Genomic DNA, 14,214 nt, shown 5'->3' with positions numbered 1-14,214 from the left:
GCGGTCTGGGATGCTGTGGGGATGACTGCTGATTGGTGGATGGTGTGGATCACGCTCGGGTCCGTGGTTGTCACCGGTTTCCTGGCCTGGCTGGCATACGCGAATGGCCGCAAGGCGACGCTGATCGCTGAGGAAGCATCGTTGCGGGACGAGGCGCATCGACAGCGAGAGGTCGATCAGCGTGAGCGTGAGGAGCGCGCCCAGGTTGCACTGGCGATGATGCGCTCGGTATCGGCGGCGGAGCAGTTCGCGAACCTCCAAGACCCGGGAAATTCCGTGGCTGTATGGCAGGAGACTGTGGCTGAGGTTGAGCAGGAGATGCATCGTACGCGGGCAGAGGCTCTGGCGCACGTGGAGCTGTACTCGACGACGAAGGAGGATGCTGAGCTGCGGCCGTGGATCGAGAGCGCGTTGCATGCTGTCGCATACCCCGGGGTTACCGTAGACGATCGCCTCCACGCGATGGACTACCTGTACTTCGTCCGCCGCGCGATTCGCCTGTGGAACGCGCGCGAGGTGACGGCCGGCTTGATCATCGTGGGCACGCTGCCGCCGGAGGCCGGGGTGGATGAGACTGGCGAAGCCCCGATGATCCTCGTGTGAGGGCCGGGGCTTCGTGCTGTGGACAGAGTCGTCCTGCTGTTTCCATCATGACGGCTTTGACGAATATCCGCATGTCTGGGTGCAATTCCCCCAGAATTAGATCGTGGCCCGAATTACGCAGACTCCCGACGACCTGAAGAATCATGTCGCAGAGCATCTTCAATTGCTTAGCGACTACGCCGGGCGGTACGACTCAGGCTCGCTGTCGTACGCCCGCCCAATGGCGACGAGTCTTCGGGTGCTATTGCATAACAGGGGTCAAAGCCACGCCTTGCTCGATCAGATCGACCGACTCGACCGAACGCGGTGGCTTGATACTGCCGGACAGGTGATCGAGACGAATCTCGCAGCGACGAGCAACCTCGTGGCTGCGCAGGTCACAGTTCTTGACGACCAGGGGAACACGGAGCTGGTCTGGGTGCCCATCCTGGATGACTTCAAGCACCGCACCAACCTGAGACAACGAACGAATTTCGGAGTGGGCCGGGCGCCGGCCGCCGGTCGATTCCTTGTGTTCGATGAGTGGTGGAGTATGCCGGTCTTCCGGGACGGTTTGCGGGTGGACTTCAGCCGCAAGGATCTCGTTCTCGTGGTCGCGAACCAGGACGGCGGTGCCCACGTTGACCCATCCGTAGACGAGGCCTATCACCGGTTGTCTCGTGGTAACTCTCTAGGTTGGTTGACGGGGGGTACTGACCAAGTGCCGGGACAGCCCCCCAAGACGAGTCCTGTCCCGGCCGCCATTCGCCAGATTGCGCACGAAGTCTTACGATCGCTACCGCGATCACTCTCGGTCGCCGTCTAGCGCTTGTTAGGTGATCCCTTCGGCCGCCCGCGCTTGACCTCCGTCTCGATGCGCTGCACGGCCTTCGACAGGACGATAGTGACGCCGCTGGTGTTCGTGCGGGAGGCGAGGCGCCCTGCGTCGATCCAGCGGTAGATCTGGCGGACGTCGCGGCCGGCGAGGAACGCGGCCTCCTTGACCGTGACCCACTCCTTCAGTTCAGTCATTCGCGATCCCTGCTCGCGTCGCGAGACAGCCCGACGGCCCTAATATCTGGGTATGCCGACAATCGCTACTACTCAGACGCCCTTCCCCGTCGAGCTCGTGAACGAGCCTGCGGCTTTCGACTTCGCGTCGGCGTTGAGTCTCGTGGCGCTCGCGGTCTCCGTGGCTGCCTTGCTTCACTCCTTCTACTCGGGTGGGCCACGGCTGCTCGTGGACTTCCATGTGGTCAAACAATACGAGTCGGACGGGTGGCATAACCGAGGCGTGATGCTCACCCTGTTTAACGTGGGTCGCCAGGCCCTTGCCGTGCCTCGTGTGGGTGTCGGTGAGCCGCGCGGCGAAGACGTCCGGCTGCTGGCTATTGGCAAGGAATCCCTGACGGGGACCACGAACCCGGGCTTTCCTCTCGTCGTTGAGCCGGGCCATTCGGTTCAACTTTGGATGGACGACGAGATCGAGGCTGGGCACGAAACGAAGGTGATCTATCTGACCCGGAATTGGCTTCTCCGGCCAACTCGGCGCGTCTGGCGAAAGAAGCTCACGGATGACCACGTGGTCGGCCCTTGGGAACACCCGTTGGCGAAATAAGCCGCGTCGGTCGAAGAGCCCTGACCGGCTGGTAACAGATGCGCCTTTCCGTAGCGAGGGGTGGGCGTCGCTCGTACTTATCACGCGCTCTGCTCCAGTTCTTCGTATTCGTCCTGGTTGAGGACGTGCCTGCATTCGTCGTTCGTGCACTTCACGGTCACGTGGCCCTCGTACCAGGCGGGCGGGTGCCAGATCATCTGCTGCTGGCATTCGGGACAGCGGACCCGGCGGATGCGGTGGGGGCGCTCCTCGACTTCGTGGGACCGGTAGGCGCGTTCTGCGGCGGCGGCGAACTGGATCGCGTCGGCGGCGCCCGCCTCGGTCTGCACCCACATCTCGGCGGTGTCGGGGCTCGAGCGGAGGAAACGGCGGCACTCGTCGAATGCGAGATACACGCCCGTGAGGTTCACGTGCCCTTCGGCGGTCGTGCGGACACCGGCGTTGTCGCGCTGGACGGCTTTCGTCAGGCCGAGGCGGCCGGCACGGATCGCGAACTCCGACCAGCGGGCGAGGGCGTGCTCGACGCGGTCGAAATGCGACGCACACAGGAACCCGCGCTCGGCTTGTCGAGGGAAGCAACCGCGGCAGTCGTCGTTCGCGCACGTCTCCAGGTGCACGTCGGAGGCCTTGCACGGTGCCACCGACGGGACACCGGGCCAGGCGGCGACGCAGAGGATCTGGTTCAGCATGAGCAGGCTCCGTTCAGTGCGATTTCCATAAAGCAGGTGGGGCAGACGGGACGGGGCTCCGGTTCGGACGCTGGCGCACAGTCGACGTGGACGAGAACCTGCTCGACGTACTCGACCTCGTCGCCCTCATGGATCCGGTCGCTGCATTCGTTCCCGCACACCCCGTTGTACTTCGCCCGGAAGCTCATGGTTCACCTGCCAGTAGAGTTCGGGGCATGCCAATCAATGTGACCGTCGAGATGCCGTTCGACTTTGTCGGAGCGGTGCTCGTGCCGTCCCTATCTGTCTTGGTCAGCGCTGGAATCGCGCTTTGGGCAGTCAGCCGTGAGCGAGTTCGAGCGGAGGAAGCCGCGCTTCGCGCCCAGGCTGCCGAGCTGATCAAGGCATTGAACGCGATTGGGCGGGCGTACGCAGTGCGGGACACCGCCGAGATGGACCGCGCAAATGCACGGTACGAACAGGAGGTCAACGCGTTCGGCGCCCACCTGCGGAGTCGTGATGTTCCGGTGGTGAAGTACATCAATGCAGTGGTCCACAGATCAGAAGACCAGCCGGATTCCTTCACATATCGCACGATGCTGTGGCTCGCAACAGCGATTGAGCTCTGGTTGCGAGGCGCTCTTCGAACGAAAGATTTCATCGACAACATGCCGTCCGGCCCGTCGGCATGGATCGACTTCATGGACCTCGGGGACCATGACGCAATCGTGCGAGGAATGCCTGCTCGGGGTGTCCCGGACATCGATACGGACATTGAAGACACGGCCTCAGCGTCGTAGAGGGGAAGAAAGCTACGAGTCTTAGAACGGCGTGTCATCGCCGAACCCTCCCGCCGTTGACCACGCGTCCATCTGAGCGGTGGGCGTCTGCCTCTGCTCTTCGGAGGCGGTCGGGCTAATGCGCCCGCCTTGCCCGCCAGCAGTGACCGCGCGGGTGACCTGCGCGGTCGCGTAGCGGAGCGAGGGGCCGATCTCGTCGACCTCCAGCTCGATCGCGGTGCGCTGGTTGCCCTCGCGGTCCTGGTAGGAGCGCTGACGCAGACGGCCCTGCGCGATGACGCGCATGCCCTTCGTCAGCGAGCCCGCCACGTGCTCGGCGAACTCGCGCCACACGGATGCACGGAGGAACAGCGCTTCGCCATCGACGTACTCGTTCTTCGCACGGTCGAAGTTCCGCGGGGTGCTCGCGATCGTGAAGTTCGCGACGGGGAGGCCGTTCTGCGTATATCGCAGCTCGGGGTCGGCAGTGAGGTTGCCGACGACGGTGATCACGGTTTCGCCAGCCATCAGCGCACCCCCTCGTACTGCACGCGCTTGGCGTCGTCTGCCCAGGTGTAGTTCCGGAATCGGTGCGTGTCGTGCTTGCCGCGGAGCTCGCAGTGCCAGTGCGAGTAGCCGCCCGTTCCATTCGGCGGGACCTCGTTGCAGGCGAAGGGCCTCTTGAGGTAGACCGCTGCGTGCAGGCCCTTGAAGTACAGCCACCGCCGAAGGCCGAACCACTCGCCCCGGGCGCGGCACTCCCAGAAGTCCCAGCGACGGAACAGCGCGAGCTCGCGGCGGCTCAGCCCGTAGTGAGCGATGCGCTCACCCCAGAAGCCGAGCTTGACCGTGCCACCCTCATCCTGCACGTCGAAGATCCGCCAGGACACGTCCTGACCTTCGGTCGCACGGACGTCGGCGTAGTGGTGCGTGGTGATAATGCGGCCGTGCGCCTCGTTCTCGTCTGCGAAGCGGTACCAGAGGTCCCGGCCGCGAGGGGCGTCGTAGCTACCGGTGCGGTAGTCGCCGACGAGGATCATCAGCCGGTGACCCCAGTCATACCAGCGGTGACGGTCGCCGATCATGGTCAGCACTCGGTGGGCGAGACTGCCGTCGCGTGTCTTGTACCGGAGACGGTTCGTCTTGGTGCGGAGCTTTTGAGCATTCATGATGCTCTCCTTTCTGCGCGTTCGCGCATGTTCTGTTCTCTGACTTCGTTCTCGTACTTCGCCGCCCACGCTTTCGCTGTGAAGTCGGAGACTCCGAGTTGGCGGGCGATCTCGGCCCACGACATGTTGAAGCGGCGGCCCGCGGCGATCTCCTCACCGGCGCTGGTCGTGTAGCCGCTCCGCAGACCCGAGCCCCGGCGGCGCCCGCCATGCTTCGGCGGGCTGAGCACCTGTGCGATCCGCTCTGCGATGCTGATGCCGCGTGCCTCCGCCTCCGCATTCAGGCGTCGGTACTCGTCGAGCGGGACGTTCACCCTCACGGGCAGGTAGCCATCCATCACGCCACCTCCGCCCGGTACTCGCAGCGGATGCACGTGCCGTCGCCGAGAAGCCTGTGCTTCCCGTCTGGGCAGATTGACCCAGGGACGACCGTGAACGGGATCGGCGCGGACTTCACCACCGGCGGGGCGAGCGTGTAGGCCATGCGGGCGTCGCCGCACGCCCGGCACGACTTCCCATCGGGGCCGTTGGGCTGATGCTTCGAGCAGAAGGGGGAGGGCGCCTCGCGCGCCCCCTCTACGTCAGTAGAGGGGAGGTCGGGTCGGGTCGGGTCGGGTCGGGTCGGGGGTTGCGAACTCACACCGTCTGTCACGGCGTCTGTCACGCGTGACTCACCCTGTGACCGTGAACGCTTCTGCTCCCGTGACTCCCGCGCCTTCCGCTGCCGATCGCGAGCATCCTCGCGGCGCTTCTTCACCGCCTCCGAAGTCTCCTGATACTCCGCCCAGTCATGGAAACGCCACCCGTCCGCCTCGGAAAGCCACAGCCCCACCTCGACGAGCTCGGACGCAGCCTCGGCCGTACCGACGAGCCGCAGCACGGGCCGCTTGATCACGCCGTCGGTGAGGTGCTGACACGAATACGCGCCCGCTCGCACCCATAGCGTCACCGCCGCATCCGACAGCGTCGCCGTCTTCGGGTGAGACCAGAACCCGTCATCGACCTTGAACCACGTCACGGTCGGGCCTCCCTTCACTGATGTGTCGCCGCTCGGTCGCGGAGACGAGATAGAACAGCTCGCCGTCGAGGTACTCCACCGGCGTATCGATGCACCGCTGCAGCGTCTGCGCGTTTGTGGCCGCCTTCTCGACCCGGAGGCCACGGCGAATGAGATCCGCACGGACGATGCCGCTCGCGTCCTCCGCGCGCCCGTTGCAGATCGAGCACGCCAGGGCGAGCACACGCGGGTCGTCGAGGACTTTGGATCCGCCCGAGCCGCGGTTCGCGCGGTGGTGTGGCACGTTCCCCTCGCCGAGACATCCGGGGAGCACGAGAAGGCAGAAGCCGCCGTCGCGCTCGCGGATCTGCTCGAACATCGCTGTGGTGGTCATCGCTTCTCCTCTCGATGGCAGTCACACGCCCTGTTCCGGGCGCACATGTACGGGGTCTTGCAGCACGACGGACGACACGGCATCCGGGGCTCGTGGGGCTGGGTATCCGGGGCGGCACCCGGTGGCAGGTTCTTCACGATCGGCTCCCCGCCTTCTTCTTCGGGACAGGGATGCCGCGGCGCTCCTGGTGCGCGGGGGACGTCTTCGAGCAGAGGCCGGCGGAGTCGAGGCGGTTGACCGTCTGACCGCACAGGCGACACTGCGGCCAGCCCTCGTGCATCATCTCAACGATGCGAAGACGCTCGAGCGTCACCTCACGGTTCGGCTCCCACACCTTCTCCTCGACTGAGATCAGCGCGTGGGCGATGTTTGCCTCGAGCGTGGCGATCATGCCGCATCCTCGATCAGCTCAGCCTCACGCTGCGCCTGCCACTGCTTCTCGAACTTCGCGAACGTGATCCGCGGGTGCGCCGCCCAGTGCTCGACGAGCTCCTCCGACGCGTACGCGAGAGCGCGCGTCTCGTTCCCCATGAACAGCGAGAACGGGTCGACACCCTTCTCCCGGCCACGAGCGTTCAGCATCGCGCCGTTCGTCGCCTCCTCGGCAGCCTCGTACTGCGCGTAGAGAGTGTCGTCGTACTCGGCGCGGCACTCGCGCCACGCGTTGAACGCATCACCGATGATGCTCATGGGGTCACTGCCGATACGATTCGGCTGTGAACTGCGACATCGCCGACGATTCGGGCCGGATCAGTGGGGTGCTTCTCTGCATCCTGGGAGAAATCCAGGACGCGAGTCCAACAACTTTCGAGACCTTTGCTCAGTTGCTCGTTCCTCTTCTCGCTGCGGTGGCTTCCTTCGCGGTTGCAATCTCGGCTAACCGATCCGCGAACAAGGCGACCGAGATCGCGAAGCAGGGCGTCGAAGCTGAGACGGCGCGCGGCGATCATGAGCGTGCTCACGCCGAGCGGGAGGTCGAGCGCGACTATCAGAAGCGACTCGACGAACGTCTGATTTACCTGATCGAGGCTCTCGGGCTCTACGGCGAGGCAGCCGATCAATGGGTGAGCGCTGTCGACGCTGTCGACATGCGCTGGAGCGGGCATCCCGACGAGGCGCCGTACCCCGATCGCCCTTCGACGGCCGTACTCGAGTCGTCCCTTCAAGCCGCAATGCTCGTGGCCCACGAAGAGGACCGGCTTTATCTGGCCCAGATCGACGGCCTCGTCCGGGACACACTCAAGAGCTCTTCGTTTTGGAAGACCGCGCGCAGGTGCAAGTTCCTGATGGCAGAAATTCGGAAGTGGCGAGACGGGTCTATATCCGGGCCGACATTTAGCGGGAAGCTCAAACGGCGCCGTAATCTGATCGCCGACGACACCGACTGCATAGATCAAATGCCCAAGCAAAAGCCCCGCCGGCGCCGGCGTAGACCTTCGGATAAGAGCAGCTCGACGCCGCAGCGATAGAGTGCGGGCATGACCGAAAACGTGCTGCCCGAGCTTCCTCGAACCATCGGCGACTCGGTGAATTTCAGCGGAGGTTCCTCGGGTCACCCCGTGACCATCACGCGGATCTCCGACGACACTTTCGAGGTTCTCTACGACCTGAATCCGTCGTACCGTGCGACGCTGAAGCAAGACGGCAGGGACTCGTTCTTCTTGAGCCCCGACCCGGGTGTAGCGGCAGTCGGCGGCGGATGGGACTCCTGGGCGTTCTTCCACGAGCACTTCTGACATCACGCTGCGGCACCTGTCTCGATCGCGCCGAGGCGCTGGCGTAGCCGCTCGAGGCCGCGGACCGTGACGCGCACCTGAGGGGCATCGAGGATGAGTTCGCTCGTGCGCGGGTGGTAGTGCGACTGCGGCTTCTCCGTCAGGTAGCCGTTGTCGACGGCGGACGCGTACGCGCGCCACTTCCCGTCGTGAGCACGGTGGATCCAGCGGATGCCGGCGAGCTGGTCGAACAGGCGCTGAGGGCCGGTCTTCACACCCGCCCGGGCGAGTATCTTCGCGGCATCAGCCACCGAGTAGTCGCCCTCAGCAGACGCGAGCTCATCCCACGCCTCAGCGCGAGGCGCGAGCGCGGTGATCTGCTGATCCTTCGACGCGATGATCCCCTGGGCGGTGACGAGCGCACGCGACATCAGCTGCTCGGGCGTCTCCACGACGTACGAGCCGGTGCGGCGGATCGACGGGAGCACTTCGTGCGTCACCCAGCGCTTGAACGCGCGCGCCTCGGGCTTCCGGCTCCCGAGGATGAGAGAGAACAACCCCGCCTCGCTGACGACGTTGATATCGCGACCCTCATTTGAAATGAGGGTGCGCTCATCGGCGTCGAGACGGGTCATCGCCTGAGTCGTGTTGCCGATTTCCAGTGCCGCGCACACGTCGACCGCGGAGAACCAGGGGTCGCCGTCGATGAGGATCGTGCGGACGTCGGCACCGTCGTAGTTGAAGACCTCGAGAGCGTTCATCGCTGTGCCTCCCGGTCTTCGGCCTGCTCCTCAGGGGTGCGAGCGCGCGGGCTCTGCTCCTGGACGACGACCGTCTCCGGTTCATCGTCGAGGCGGGTCACCTCGACCTCGTCGAGTCCCTTGAGGGTCTGCACCTTCGCCTCGTCGGCCTCGAGCGCATGGCCCAGGTCGGTCGACTTGGGGAGGTACTTCGCGAGCGCGCGGACGGCGGTCTTCTTGACCATCTCGTCCTCGTTGGTCTTCCACGGGGTGGAGTTCCAGTAGGAAGGGCGCCGGTCCATGACCTGTGTGCGGGTCAGGTACACCCACGTCGTCCCACCCGATGTCATGCGTGCCGTTGCGACGACACCGATCCACGGGCGGGTCTCTTCGAAGTCCTGCGGCACCCAGTCGTAGAACATGCCGCGCTCCGCGTTTGCACCGTAGGAGAACTGGTCACCCTGGCGGACGAGGAACGACTGCACGTTCATCACGAACTCGGAGCGCAGCGCGAGCTTGATGAGGCCCTGGTACCCGATGATCGGGAGGCAGATCTGACGTCCGCGGTCCTTCCGCGGGGTGAGGTAGAACTCGCCGAGCCCTGAACCGATCTCGAGCCGGAGCTGCGCGGCGAGCATGACACCACCGAGGAGCGTCTTCGGGTCGGCCTGCATGAGGTCGGGCGACTTCCCGATCTCGGAGAGGACGGCCCGGACGAACGCGGCCGAGTTCATGGCCCCGCCGAGCTGACGCTCGATCGCGGGAAGCTGCGCCTCGACGAGGTCCTTCATCGTCGGCTGGGACTTTGCCCCCGCAGCGGCCGTGGACAGGTCCTTCGTCACTTCGCCTGCTCCTTCTGCTTGACCGTCCGCATCACGCGGAACGGGGACCCCTGGGTCACGAACTGGTTGTGCAATTGCGGGTACGCCTCCCGGAACGACTTCTGGTCGAACCCGGCGCGGCCCTTCTGGTAACGGAAGGTGAGGACGTTGCGGCCGTCCTTCGTGACGGTGTCCGCGTCGCCCATCCACGCGCCGATCGCGACCTTGAGCGCGTCGGCTTCCGCGACCATCGATTCGGCGTCGGAGAGGAGCACCGCACGGCGTTCGATCGCCTCCAGCGCGGTGTCCGTGACCTCGATGGTCTTCCTCTCCTCGACGTCCATCTCGTTCAGCTCGGCGGTGGTCGACGGGTCCGGCGTCACTCCAGCGAGGACGTTGTCGTGCCAGAACGCACCGAGCGTCGGGAGAAGGTGGTCGCGGATGAACCGGTCATCGCGCGGCTCCCAGTAGTGGCGGAACTCACGCCCACCGATCCACACGACGACCAGTGCGCGCGGGTCACCAGACACTGCGAGCTCGGCCTGTACCTGCACGCGGATGTCGGTCGGCACGCCCTCGTCCCAGTGGTGGCCGGCGTACTGGTGCGCCGTCTTCATCTGGACCTTCACACCGTCCTCAGTGACCCGGTCGAACGTCGCGTGCAGGAAAGGGTGCTCGACGCTGCGTGCCATGAATCCCGTGAGAAGGCGAAGGCCGAGGCCGGAGAATCGTTCGACCCACTCGTGCATGATCGGTTCGGACGCGTGCCCGATGAAACCGAGCACGGGGTCGAACTCCCGGTCGAGACCCTGCTTCGCCTTGTACACGTCGAGCGGGGTGTTGCCGTACGCCGACATGTTCATGACTGCGGGGGCCTCCGACGCGCCGATGGAGCCGCGACGCTCCCGCAGCCACTCGTCGGTGTCGGGCTGGACGTCGATGATCGTGAAGCTCATGCGACGCCTCCGAGGTCTTCCTCTTCGGCGCGGTACAGGGCCTCTTCGGCCTCATCGCGGCGACGGGTCGCGTTGTCGAGCGCAGCCTCGGCGCGGATCACAGCGGAGCGGGCGGCGGAAAGTCGTTCACGGGCGGCATCAAGAGCGGACATCGGGGTCTGCCTTTCGAGAGTTGGGGTCGGACCTGGCGAACGCGCCGAAGGTCCAGCAGATGAAGAGGAAGAGGGGGGCGAAGATGCCGGCGAGGATGGTCGAGGGCCAGCCGTGCGGGGCGAAGAACAGACCGCCCAGGCAGATGACCGCCCAGAGGATCGCGACCCAGCGGAGGAGGATCAAGTGATCGCCTCCGTGAACTCGTGGCTGCATGAGGGGCGGGGGCACACCAGGTCCACGAACACGGGATCCGGACCGTCCACCACGAACGCGCTCACGTCGTGATCGCAGCCAGGGCAGGTGGTCGCGAGGAACGCGCCCTTGAATGGGTCGACATCGAGTGGCGTCCGGTCCTCGCGGATCCGCTTCGCCTCGCTGAGGTAGTCGGGCAGGATGTTGACCTGAGCCGCGGTGCTCACGCTGCGTCACCGCCGTCGTACGTCTCCTGAGCGGCCGCATGCCGTGCGTCGTCCCTGGCAATCTGCCTGCGGGACCGAGGTCGGTACTCACTGACCGCGTGGGGGAACGCCGTGCGCTCTCCGTTGTTCGGATTGAGGTAGGGGCGAGGGTCCGCGGTCGACTCGACCGGGGCAGCGGTCCCTGCCGTGCCCAGATCGGTCTTGCCGGGAGCCCCAGCCGGCTTCCCGGACCCCAGATCCGGAAGAGGGTGGACGCGCGACACGGCGCGTGCTGACACGGGCTTGACGTCGCCCGGTAGGATCTTCGTGAGCATCTGTGGTGCTCCTTTCATTTCGTGATTCGCCCCCGTTGCCGCGGGGGTGAATCTTTTTGGTCAGGCAGCGCTGCGCTCCGCGGCGGCAGCGATCCAGGCGTCAACGTCGGCCTCGTAGTACCGGACGCGACCGCGCAGAGTGAACGATTTCGGCCCGTCACCGCCGGTGCTACGCAGGTTGTATAGCGTCTGCACTGCGAGTCCGGTCTTCTCTGCCACCTGCTTGATGTCGAGAACCGCGGCACTCATGCTGCGTCCTGGCGCTCTCGGTCGCGGCGGCCGGTAGTCAGCTGACTTACGGAGACGCCAAGCCACTCGGCGATCTTGGGGAGTTCGTCGAGTTGATACTCGCGGTCACCGTCGTAGCGCTGTTTCGCGCCCCGATAGACCACGTCGAGCACTTCGGCGAGCTCGCGGACGGGCTTCTTCTGCCACCCCATTTCGGCGCGCACTTCGGCGGCGACTCTTTGGGGGAGGGGGAGTTCGGGTGTCATGGCTCCCATGGTGAACCTATCTCGGTTCACTGTCAAGTCATCTGCACCCATCAAGGTTCAGGAAGGTGGTAATTCCGCTTCCGCATAGACAAAATTGCACTTATATCGGTACAGTGATCGACATGAGCCCCAGAGATTCCGAGCCCGAGGTGTCATCCTTCGCCCGCAAGATTGCGGATGCGCTGGCAGCCGTCATCGAGGAGCAGAACATCTCCAAGCGTGAACTCGCGCGGCGGATCAACCGCTCGAACAACTACGTGGCGATGCGCTTCCGGCATGAAGCGGCGTTCACGTTGACCGACGTCGACGCAATCTGCAGCGCCCTCGGATTGAACGCAGGGTCGTTCATTGCCGGTGTGTCCGCGCCGTCGAACGTGACCGCGCTCAATGTCCGAGCTCGTCGGCAGGATCGAGCGCAGGACGACATGCTCGCCGTCGCGTCGGAGCGGACCGGAGAGGACGAGACCGACGAAGGGTACGAGGGGTAGTGGAAGAACTTCTGGAGATGGCGGATGCCATCGGAGTGACCGTTGAGTACGCCAAGCTGGAGAGCCGTGATGGGGAGTACAGGCACGATCTCAAGCGGATCCGTTTGCGCGACGAAATGACGTTTCGCAAAGAACGCTCAGTGCTCGCGCACGAGCTGGCGCACGCGATCTGGGAAGACGTCCCCTCGCGCTTCGGGCCCGTCAACGCGCGTCAGGAACGCCGAGCTGACGAGTGGGCGGCGTTGCGCCTAATCACTCTCGACGGCTATCGCGAGTCTGAGCAGCGCTGGGACGGTCACATTGCCGCTATGGCCTATGACCTCGCCGTCACGGTGGGGCTGGTGAAGGCGTTCCAGCGCATCCTCCACCGGATCGGCGATACCTCCTACGTCGCGCCTCGGATGGGTGTGGGCCAGTGGGTGCACAAGGTCGAGGTCTGAGATGGCCCGCCCACCTCTCGTGCTCGGCACGTGGGGGAAAATCAAGCGCGCGCAGCGCGGCGGGTCATGGATCGCCTACGCTCGGTTCCGCGACTACGACGGCGTCACGCGGCAAGTTGAGCGAGGCGGACACACCGGCGCGGCGGCGGAACGCGCGCTCCTCGCCGCGCTCCGCGACCGTGCACGCCTCCCGAACGAAGACCTCACACCCGAGACACGACTGAACCGAGTCATCGATGACTGGGACAAGCACCTTGACGACCGCGACCTCTCCGACGGAAGCCGTGTTACGTACCGGCGCCAGTTGAGGCACGTCAGGAAAGCCATGGGTTCCCTGCAACTCCGCGAGGTGACCGTGCAGGCGGTGGATCGCTTCCTCACGGCGCTGCAGGCGTCGTCGGGGCCGGAGACCGCGCGAATCACCCGAGTGGTGTTGTCGGGTGTCTGCCAGCGCGCCGTGAGGAAGGGCGCGATGGCTACGAACCCTGTGCGCGACGCCGACACTATCCCGCGGAAGAAGCCGGTCGTGGAGACGCTCGACGTCGAGGCGGTCGGCATCGTCCGATCGCAGCTGCGCGCGTGGGACGCTGGTCGGGACGCCCGCGGCCGCGCTCGTGTCACCGATCTCGCGGATCCCGTCGACATGATCGTCGGCACCGGTATCCGCACCGGTGAGTTGTTCGCTGTCCGATGGGAAGACCTCGAGCTGGACCTCGACGTTCCGCTGGTGCACGTTACCGGAACGGCCGTGCACAAGCCGAAGGTGGGACTCGTTCGCCAGCCCTATCCGAAGACCGAGGAGTCGAACCGATCGCTTCGGCTCCCGCAGTTCGTCGTCGAGATGCTGCTGCGCCGCCGCGTCGAGTCGACCAGCGAGTACGTGTTCGACTCGACCGCTGGAACCTTGCGCAGCCCCAACAATTTCCGCACCCAGTGGAGGACCTTCCGCGCGGCGAGCGGGTACGAGGACTGGGTCGTGCCGAAGACATTCCGGAAGGCCGTAGCGACCCTGGTGGCCACCGTGGCTGGCGACGATGTGGCCGGCGACCAGCTGGGTCACGTGAAGGGTTCGACTGTCACTCGGAAGAACTACATCAAGCGGCTACACCTGGGACCGGACGTCCGCGAGATCCTGGAACAGTTCGCGACCGATCCAGCACTTACCCAGCGAATTGAGAAGTAGAGCGGGGTAAGGACGAGGATCAGCGCGTAAGAACGACACTGCTGACTCCCAGGTCAGCGTAGATAACGGTAAGTCTCCAGAAATGCTGCCCGGGAAACGGGGGTTACGGGTTCGAGTCCCGTAGTCGGCTCTCTGAGTCCTCGCACGAGTGGGCACAGCTATGCTCTGCGCATGAGCGAATCGGTGGGGGAGTCCGGGGCCGAAGAGCGTCAGCTCTCGTCTGAGATCGGCGACGGCTGTCACGCGACCTCGGATATGCCGCTGACTCGTGACGACGCATGGGC

General features: G+C 65.1%; 27 protein-coding genes. 8 read left to right on the top strand and 19 right to left on the bottom strand.

All coding sequences use genetic code 11. The features are described from left to right. Window positions 1-39 precede the first annotated feature (39 nt). A complete protein-coding gene (locus G4G29_RS14620; RefSeq protein WP_183150615.1) occupies window positions 40-603 on the top strand; it encodes a hypothetical protein in 564 nt (187 codons plus the stop codon). Window positions 604-844: 241 nt separating this feature from the next. Here the strand turns inward: G4G29_RS14620 and G4G29_RS14615 are convergent, their stop codons facing one another. Together G4G29_RS14615 and G4G29_RS14610 are read right to left on the bottom strand one after the other, a co-directional pair. Continuing rightward, on the bottom strand, window positions 845-1,222 hold the full coding sequence (locus G4G29_RS14615; protein ID WP_183150614.1) for a hypothetical protein: 378 nt from the start codon (window positions 1,220-1,222) through the stop codon (window positions 845-847). Window positions 1,223-1,404: 182 nt separating this feature from the next. Further along, window positions 1,405-1,614: a hypothetical protein gene (locus tag G4G29_RS14610; RefSeq protein ID WP_183150613.1), complete on the bottom strand. Its 210-nt coding sequence runs from the start codon at window positions 1,612-1,614 to the stop codon at window positions 1,405-1,407. Between the two features lie 52 nt (window positions 1,615-1,666). Here G4G29_RS14610 and G4G29_RS14605 point away from each other — a divergent pair, with 52 nt between their 5' ends. Further along, window positions 1,667-2,200: a hypothetical protein gene (locus G4G29_RS14605; protein ID WP_210274180.1), complete on the top strand. Its 534-nt coding sequence runs from the start codon at window positions 1,667-1,669 to the stop codon at window positions 2,198-2,200. A gap of 80 nt (window positions 2,201-2,280) precedes the next feature. Here G4G29_RS14605 and G4G29_RS14600 read toward each other — a convergent pair whose 3' ends face one another. After that, entirely contained in the window at window positions 2,281-2,889 is a 609-nt protein-coding gene (locus tag G4G29_RS14600) for a hypothetical protein (RefSeq protein ID WP_183150611.1), read from the bottom strand. A gap of 86 nt (window positions 2,890-2,975) precedes the next feature. Between G4G29_RS14600 and G4G29_RS14595 the strand changes: the two genes are divergently transcribed. Continuing rightward, window positions 2,976-3,668 (top strand): hypothetical protein, encoded by a 693-nt coding sequence (locus G4G29_RS14595; RefSeq protein ID WP_183150610.1) that lies wholly within the window; start codon window positions 2,976-2,978, stop codon window positions 3,666-3,668. 21 nt (window positions 3,669-3,689) lie between these two features. Here G4G29_RS14595 and G4G29_RS14590 read toward each other — a convergent pair whose 3' ends face one another. From G4G29_RS14590 to G4G29_RS14560, 7 genes are all read right to left on the bottom strand, one after another. Beyond that, window positions 3,690-4,175 carry a single-stranded DNA-binding protein gene (locus G4G29_RS14590; RefSeq protein ID WP_183150609.1) on the bottom strand — a complete coding sequence of 162 codons (486 nt, stop codon included), beginning with the start codon at window positions 4,173-4,175 and terminating at the stop codon, window positions 3,690-3,692. Beyond that, entirely contained in the window at window positions 4,175-4,816 is a 642-nt protein-coding gene (locus G4G29_RS14585; RefSeq protein WP_183150608.1) for a hypothetical protein, read from the bottom strand. Before G4G29_RS14585 ends, G4G29_RS14590 begins: the two co-directional genes overlap by 1 nt. After that, the gene (locus tag G4G29_RS14580; protein ID WP_183150607.1) at window positions 4,813-5,154 is read right to left on the bottom strand and encodes a hypothetical protein; all 342 of its coding nucleotides are present in this window, start codon (window positions 5,152-5,154) and stop codon (window positions 4,813-4,815) included. Before G4G29_RS14580 ends, G4G29_RS14585 begins: the two co-directional genes overlap by 4 nt. Beyond that, the gene (locus tag G4G29_RS14575) at window positions 5,154-5,834 is read right to left on the bottom strand and encodes a hypothetical protein (protein ID WP_183150606.1); all 681 of its coding nucleotides are present in this window, start codon (window positions 5,832-5,834) and stop codon (window positions 5,154-5,156) included. Before G4G29_RS14575 ends, G4G29_RS14580 begins: the two co-directional genes overlap by 1 nt. After that, window positions 5,812-6,207, bottom strand: a complete 396-nt coding sequence (locus G4G29_RS20715) for a hypothetical protein (RefSeq protein WP_202045289.1) — start codon at window positions 6,205-6,207, stop codon at window positions 5,812-5,814. The genes G4G29_RS14575 and G4G29_RS20715 overlap by 23 nt, the downstream gene beginning before the upstream one ends. Window positions 6,208-6,340: 133 nt before the next feature. After that, complete coding sequence (locus G4G29_RS14565) at window positions 6,341-6,598, bottom strand: hypothetical protein (RefSeq protein ID WP_183150605.1); 258 nt, start codon at window positions 6,596-6,598, stop codon at window positions 6,341-6,343. Beyond that, window positions 6,595-6,897, bottom strand: a complete 303-nt coding sequence (locus G4G29_RS14560; RefSeq protein ID WP_183150604.1) for a hypothetical protein — start codon at window positions 6,895-6,897, stop codon at window positions 6,595-6,597. The genes G4G29_RS14565 and G4G29_RS14560 overlap by 4 nt, the downstream gene beginning before the upstream one ends. Window positions 6,898-6,923: 26 nt before the next feature. Here G4G29_RS14560 and G4G29_RS14555 point away from each other — a divergent pair, with 26 nt between their 5' ends. Continuing rightward, on the top strand, window positions 6,924-7,676 hold the full coding sequence (locus G4G29_RS14555; protein WP_183150603.1) for a hypothetical protein: 753 nt from the start codon (window positions 6,924-6,926) through the stop codon (window positions 7,674-7,676). A gap of 9 nt (window positions 7,677-7,685) precedes the next feature. Further along, the gene (locus G4G29_RS14550; RefSeq protein WP_183150602.1) at window positions 7,686-7,943 is read left to right on the top strand and encodes a hypothetical protein; all 258 of its coding nucleotides are present in this window, start codon (window positions 7,686-7,688) and stop codon (window positions 7,941-7,943) included. Window positions 7,944-7,945: 2 nt separating this feature from the next. Here G4G29_RS14550 and G4G29_RS14545 read toward each other — a convergent pair whose 3' ends face one another. The 9 genes from G4G29_RS14545 to G4G29_RS14505 are packed head-to-tail and all read right to left on the bottom strand — an operon-like array spanning window position 7,946 to window position 11,819. After that, a complete protein-coding gene (locus G4G29_RS14545; protein WP_183150601.1) occupies window positions 7,946-8,683 on the bottom strand; it encodes a phage antirepressor KilAC domain-containing protein in 738 nt (245 codons plus the stop codon). Next, window positions 8,680-9,504: a recombinase RecT gene (locus G4G29_RS14540; RefSeq protein ID WP_183150600.1), complete on the bottom strand. Its 825-nt coding sequence runs from the start codon at window positions 9,502-9,504 to the stop codon at window positions 8,680-8,682. The genes G4G29_RS14545 and G4G29_RS14540 overlap by 4 nt, the downstream gene beginning before the upstream one ends. Next, window positions 9,501-10,439: a YqaJ viral recombinase family protein gene (locus G4G29_RS14535; RefSeq protein ID WP_183150599.1), complete on the bottom strand. Its 939-nt coding sequence runs from the start codon at window positions 10,437-10,439 to the stop codon at window positions 9,501-9,503. Before G4G29_RS14535 ends, G4G29_RS14540 begins: the two co-directional genes overlap by 4 nt. Continuing rightward, a complete protein-coding gene (locus G4G29_RS14530) occupies window positions 10,436-10,591 on the bottom strand; it encodes a hypothetical protein (protein WP_183150598.1) in 156 nt (51 codons plus the stop codon). The genes G4G29_RS14535 and G4G29_RS14530 overlap by 4 nt, the downstream gene beginning before the upstream one ends. Continuing rightward, window positions 10,578-10,775: a hypothetical protein gene (locus G4G29_RS14525; protein ID WP_183150597.1), complete on the bottom strand. Its 198-nt coding sequence runs from the start codon at window positions 10,773-10,775 to the stop codon at window positions 10,578-10,580. Before G4G29_RS14525 ends, G4G29_RS14530 begins: the two co-directional genes overlap by 14 nt. Further along, window positions 10,772-11,011 (bottom strand): hypothetical protein, encoded by a 240-nt coding sequence (locus G4G29_RS14520; protein ID WP_183150596.1) that lies wholly within the window; start codon window positions 11,009-11,011, stop codon window positions 10,772-10,774. The genes G4G29_RS14525 and G4G29_RS14520 overlap by 4 nt, the downstream gene beginning before the upstream one ends. Continuing rightward, complete coding sequence (locus G4G29_RS14515; protein ID WP_183150595.1) at window positions 11,008-11,325, bottom strand: hypothetical protein; 318 nt, start codon at window positions 11,323-11,325, stop codon at window positions 11,008-11,010. The genes G4G29_RS14520 and G4G29_RS14515 overlap by 4 nt, the downstream gene beginning before the upstream one ends. 60 nt (window positions 11,326-11,385) lie before the next feature. Beyond that, window positions 11,386-11,574 carry a helix-turn-helix domain-containing protein gene (locus tag G4G29_RS14510; protein WP_183150594.1) on the bottom strand — a complete coding sequence of 63 codons (189 nt, stop codon included), beginning with the start codon at window positions 11,572-11,574 and terminating at the stop codon, window positions 11,386-11,388. Further along, window positions 11,571-11,819, bottom strand: coding sequence for a hypothetical protein (locus G4G29_RS14505; protein WP_210274179.1), 249 nt, complete (start codon window positions 11,817-11,819; stop codon window positions 11,571-11,573). The genes G4G29_RS14510 and G4G29_RS14505 overlap by 4 nt, the downstream gene beginning before the upstream one ends. Window positions 11,820-11,884: 65 nt before the next feature. Here G4G29_RS14505 and G4G29_RS14500 point away from each other — a divergent pair, with 65 nt between their 5' ends. Genes G4G29_RS14500 through G4G29_RS14490 form a run of 3 tightly spaced genes read left to right on the top strand, consistent with a single transcriptional unit; the run spans window position 11,885 to window position 13,930 of the window. After that, a complete protein-coding gene (locus G4G29_RS14500) occupies window positions 11,885-12,307 on the top strand; it encodes a helix-turn-helix transcriptional regulator (protein WP_183150592.1) in 423 nt (140 codons plus the stop codon). After that, on the top strand, window positions 12,307-12,747 hold the full coding sequence (locus tag G4G29_RS14495; protein WP_183150591.1) for an ImmA/IrrE family metallo-endopeptidase: 441 nt from the start codon (window positions 12,307-12,309) through the stop codon (window positions 12,745-12,747). Before G4G29_RS14500 ends, G4G29_RS14495 begins: the two co-directional genes overlap by 1 nt. A gap of 1 nt (window position 12,748) precedes the next feature. Beyond that, window positions 12,749-13,930, top strand: coding sequence for a tyrosine-type recombinase/integrase (locus tag G4G29_RS14490; RefSeq protein ID WP_183150590.1), 1,182 nt, complete (start codon window positions 12,749-12,751; stop codon window positions 13,928-13,930). Window positions 13,931-14,214 lie beyond the last annotated feature (284 nt).

Source organism: Microbacterium sp. Se63.02b (assembly GCF_014171575.1).
In the GTDB taxonomy this organism is placed as follows: Bacteria; Actinomycetota; Actinomycetes; order Actinomycetales; family Microbacteriaceae; genus Microbacterium.
The sequence above is the reverse complement of the archived record's forward strand: the minus strand, read 5'-3'. Positions and strand labels throughout refer to the sequence as shown.

Bases quoted from the DNA above. Each gene is read 5' to 3' on its own strand.
- G4G29_RS14610 (WP_183150613.1), bottom strand. From the start codon at position 1,614: ATGACTGAACTGAAGGAGTGGGTCACGGTCAAGGAGGCCGCGTTCCTC.
- G4G29_RS14515 (WP_183150595.1), bottom strand. From the start codon at position 11,325: ATGCTCACGAAGATCCTACCGGGCGACGTCAAGCCCGTGTCAGCACGC.
- G4G29_RS14585 (WP_183150608.1), bottom strand. From the start codon at position 4,816: ATGAATGCTCAAAAGCTCCGCACCAAGACGAACCGTCTCCGGTACAAG.
- G4G29_RS14530 (WP_183150598.1), bottom strand. From the start codon at position 10,591: ATGTCCGCTCTTGATGCCGCCCGTGAACGACTTTCCGCCGCCCGCTCC.
- G4G29_RS14590 (WP_183150609.1), bottom strand. From the start codon at position 4,175: ATGGCTGGCGAAACCGTGATCACCGTCGTCGGCAACCTCACTGCCGAC.
- G4G29_RS14535 (WP_183150599.1), bottom strand. From the start codon at position 10,439: ATGAGCTTCACGATCATCGACGTCCAGCCCGACACCGACGAGTGGCTG.
- G4G29_RS14490 (WP_183150590.1), top strand. From the start codon at position 12,749: ATGGCCCGCCCACCTCTCGTGCTCGGCACGTGGGGGAAAATCAAGCGC.
- G4G29_RS20715 (WP_202045289.1), bottom strand. From the start codon at position 6,207: ATGACCACCACAGCGATGTTCGAGCAGATCCGCGAGCGCGACGGCGGC.
- G4G29_RS14580 (WP_183150607.1), bottom strand. From the start codon at position 5,154: ATGGATGGCTACCTGCCCGTGAGGGTGAACGTCCCGCTCGACGAGTAC.
- G4G29_RS14505 (WP_210274179.1), bottom strand. From the start codon at position 11,819: ATGACACCCGAACTCCCCCTCCCCCAAAGAGTCGCCGCCGAAGTGCGC.
- G4G29_RS14510 (WP_183150594.1), bottom strand. From the start codon at position 11,574: ATGAGTGCCGCGGTTCTCGACATCAAGCAGGTGGCAGAGAAGACCGGA.
- G4G29_RS14565 (WP_183150605.1), bottom strand. From the start codon at position 6,598: ATGATCGCCACGCTCGAGGCAAACATCGCCCACGCGCTGATCTCAGTC.
- G4G29_RS14550 (WP_183150602.1), top strand. From the start codon at position 7,686: ATGACCGAAAACGTGCTGCCCGAGCTTCCTCGAACCATCGGCGACTCG.
- G4G29_RS14545 (WP_183150601.1), bottom strand. From the start codon at position 8,683: ATGAACGCTCTCGAGGTCTTCAACTACGACGGTGCCGACGTCCGCACG.
- G4G29_RS14560 (WP_183150604.1), bottom strand. From the start codon at position 6,897: ATGAGCATCATCGGTGATGCGTTCAACGCGTGGCGCGAGTGCCGCGCC.
- G4G29_RS14620 (WP_183150615.1), top strand. From the start codon at position 40: ATGGTGTGGATCACGCTCGGGTCCGTGGTTGTCACCGGTTTCCTGGCC.
- G4G29_RS14600 (WP_183150611.1), bottom strand. From the start codon at position 2,889: ATGCTGAACCAGATCCTCTGCGTCGCCGCCTGGCCCGGTGTCCCGTCG.
- G4G29_RS14605 (WP_210274180.1), top strand. From the start codon at position 1,667: ATGCCGACAATCGCTACTACTCAGACGCCCTTCCCCGTCGAGCTCGTG.